The sequence below is a fragment of the Acidimicrobiia bacterium genome, from assembly GCA_016650365.1.
GTDB lineage: Bacteria > Actinomycetota > Acidimicrobiia > Spongiisociales > JAENVV01 > JAENVV01.
On sequence record JAENVV010000139.1, the window covers coordinates 1 to 2,691 of the forward strand.

4 protein-coding genes are annotated in these 2,691 nt (G+C 61.2%); 2 read left to right on the top strand and 2 right to left on the bottom strand.

What is annotated here, in order from left to right; all coding sequences use genetic code 11:
* Positions 1–407 (bottom strand): acyl-CoA dehydrogenase family protein (locus JJE47_08160; protein MBK5267396.1); only part of this gene is annotated, 407 nt, incomplete at its 3' end.
* Positions 408–647: 240 nt separating this feature from the next.
* Here JJE47_08160 and JJE47_08165 point away from each other — a divergent pair.
* On the top strand, positions 648–1,403 hold the full coding sequence (locus JJE47_08165) for an SDR family oxidoreductase (protein MBK5267397.1): 756 nt from the start codon (positions 648–650) through the stop codon (positions 1,401–1,403).
* A 54-nt stretch (positions 1,404–1,457) separates the two neighbouring features.
* Here the strand turns inward: JJE47_08165 and JJE47_08170 are convergent, their stop codons facing one another.
* A complete protein-coding gene (locus tag JJE47_08170) occupies positions 1,458–1,910 on the bottom strand; it encodes a hypothetical protein (protein MBK5267398.1) in 453 nt (150 codons plus the stop codon).
* A 188-nt stretch (positions 1,911–2,098) separates the two neighbouring features.
* Here JJE47_08170 and JJE47_08175 point away from each other — a divergent pair, with 188 nt between their 5' ends.
* Positions 2,099–2,491 carry a hypothetical protein gene (locus JJE47_08175; GenBank protein ID MBK5267399.1) on the top strand — a complete coding sequence of 131 codons (393 nt, stop codon included), beginning with the start codon at positions 2,099–2,101 and terminating at the stop codon, positions 2,489–2,491.
* Positions 2,492–2,691 lie beyond the last annotated feature (200 nt).

Genomic DNA, 2,691 nt, shown 5'->3' on the forward strand with positions numbered 1-2,691 from the left:
GCCAGCAAACCGCGCGGATCGGCGGCGTAATCCGGAATGAAGCGCTCCTGCTGGTCGGGCGTCGCCGCAGCCTGCAATGTCTGGGCAATCTTGAGCGTCTGCGCCAGGACCACCGATACTCCAAGGTCGAACTTTCCGAGTTCTTCGATAATCATCGCCGTGGTGAGCGAATCAATGTCCGCCCCGCCGTACTCCTTGGCGAGAGTGGCGGTTCGTATCCCAGCTGCGTCCGCCTGCTCGACGATATCCCACGAAAAACACTCGGCCGGATCGGTGCGGCGGTCGAGTTCATCGGCCACTGGCGCCACCACTTCGTTGCCGAACCTCCGGGTGATCTCCAGCAGCGCCTGCTGGTCCGAACTAAAACTTGCTCCCTGCACATCAGCTCCTGTCACTGGATCAGCCATTGCCTGCATCATCCCGGACTGAGACGGCGGCCTGTTGGTCAACCTACACCCGAGACCGACACTCCCAGCTTCGTCGGGCACGGCTTTCGACTGATGCCTCATCGCGGCGAGCGGACAAGCGAACACCACAAGGAAACCCATCCTGATGGCGTCCAAGGCAATGACCTGAAGAGACTTTCTCGAACGGTCAACCGACGGTGTCGGTACTATCCGTCTCGCAACGATCAGGAGGATGGAGACATGAACACAGATGCTTGGTTTGATTTCTCCGACCAGGTGGTCGTTGTAAGCGGTGGAGCGGGTGGCATCGGCCGGGAGATCTCCCGGGCCTTCGCTCACCATGGAGCCCATGTGGTAGTCGCCGACATCGACGGTGGTGCCGCTGAGACGGTTGCCTCCGAGATCGGAACGGCGAGTCCCGCCCGGGTCGACGTTCGAGATGCCAACGCAGTCGAGGCCCTCATCGCCGAAGCGTGCCACCAGCACGGCAAGATCGACGTATTGGTCAACACTGCCGCCATCTACGTTCGAGTACCGGCTCTCGAGCTATCCGAGACCGACTACGACCGGACGATGGACATCAACGTGAAAGGCACCTGGCTCATGTCCCAGGCGGCCGCACGCCGCATGATCGAACGCCAATCGGGGCGGATTATCAACTATACGTCGAACGCCGGCAACCGCGGTTCGGCGCTCCAGCTCGCCTATAACGCTTCAAAGGCGGCCGTCATTTCGATGACAAAGTCCCTGGCTGTCGAGTGGGGTCGCACCGGTGTCACGGTCAACGCGGTTGCGCCAGGACCAACGGATACAGCTCTGATGGCACCGGCTTTCACCGACCGGGCGCTCGTCGAAAGCTTTTCGCAGAGAATCCCGCAAGGTCGACTGACGCCGCCCGACGTCACTGTCGGTCCGGTGCTCTTCCTCGCTTCGCCCCTGGCGGGTTCAATCACCGGTCACACCCTCTATGCCGACGGCGGAATGAGTGCCACCTAGGTCGGCAGGACAGGCCCGCCACCCGAAGACGTTGCTGGGGTCAAAACCGGCTTCTCAGTCCCGGGCGGTCACGGCGACGCCGCCGGCCCTGGTGGTGGCGTGGATGCGCAGGCGGGGTGCGTCTTCTGGCAGTTGTTGGCTTGGCGTCACGTCGATATCGACGCCGCCCATCTGAGCATCCGTCTCGACATCGACCATCCAGTCTCCCGGGACAAAGACGCGTACCCCACCCAGTGCGGCGGTAAGTTCGAGATCGGCGCCCATCGGGTCGACAGTGGCATCGCGCAGGTCGATTTCCAAGCCGCCCAGAGCGGCCACAGCCGATCCCGACTTCAACGCCCCTGCGTTGCTATGGAATCTCTTCCCGCCGAAAATGGCCGCGACCTCAAAGTCATCGCTGAACTCGCCACCGGTCGTCATCTTCCTCGAAATCAAATGGCCGGCAACAAATGCCAACGCCTCAGCCAACGTTATCCATAGAAAGATCCGCAATAGTTTTCGGGACATGCCAATCCTTTCTCTGTGCCCTTCGAAACATAGTCCTGCGCGACAGACTGCGTCACAGGTTCCACACCACCGACGGGACATAGCCAGAGCTCCTTGGATCTTGCCGGTCGACGATTTCTCCCAGGACCCGGGTCGACGGATGGCTGGCCGAAGAGATGGGCGAATATCCGAGGTGCCGCGGAAATGGGTTGACTCTCGTATATGGTATTGCTGGGACTATCGAGGGGGCCATCACGCGAACCATGCCGAACTGGGAATCCTCCGAGGGCGCAACGCTCGTGGAGTCAGCGTTACTCATGCTATTGGTCGTCGTTTTTGCGATGTCAGCTGTCGCCTTCTTTGGTGCGCAAGTCAGCGGACTTACCGACCAGGTCTCAGATGCCGCCGATGGCACCGTGTCGGCAACCACCGCGGCAACGACCTCGACTGTCCCTGCCGGTGGCGGCTCCGACAATGCCGGTCCCAACAGCGGCGGGGTCGGCAATGGCGGCAAGATCGGCATTCCATTCGTATGCGAAGACTTCGATCCCTCGGACGGCTCGACTCCTCCCGAAGTCTGTGGCGTCGGGCACGGAGGCTGACCACCGCTGCACAAACCGACGGTCCATCGAGGGACCTAATGTGGCCGAACGGTATCGAGACCCTGGAGTCACATTGATTGGCAGTAGATCAAAACAGACAACCGTCGTAGTCGCTGGTGCAACCGGATGGGCTGGCTCTGCCCTAACACAAGCGATCATGGAAGCAGGCGACCTGAATCTGGTCGGCGCGCTATCCCGAA

Excerpts from the sequence above, each read along its gene's own strand:
- JJE47_08165 (MBK5267397.1), top strand. The coding sequence starts at position 648 with ATGAACACAGATGCTTGGTTTGATTTCTCCGACCAGGTGGTCGTTGTA.
- JJE47_08170 (MBK5267398.1), bottom strand. The coding sequence starts at position 1,910 with ATGTCCCGAAAACTATTGCGGATCTTTCTATGGATAACGTTGGCTGAG.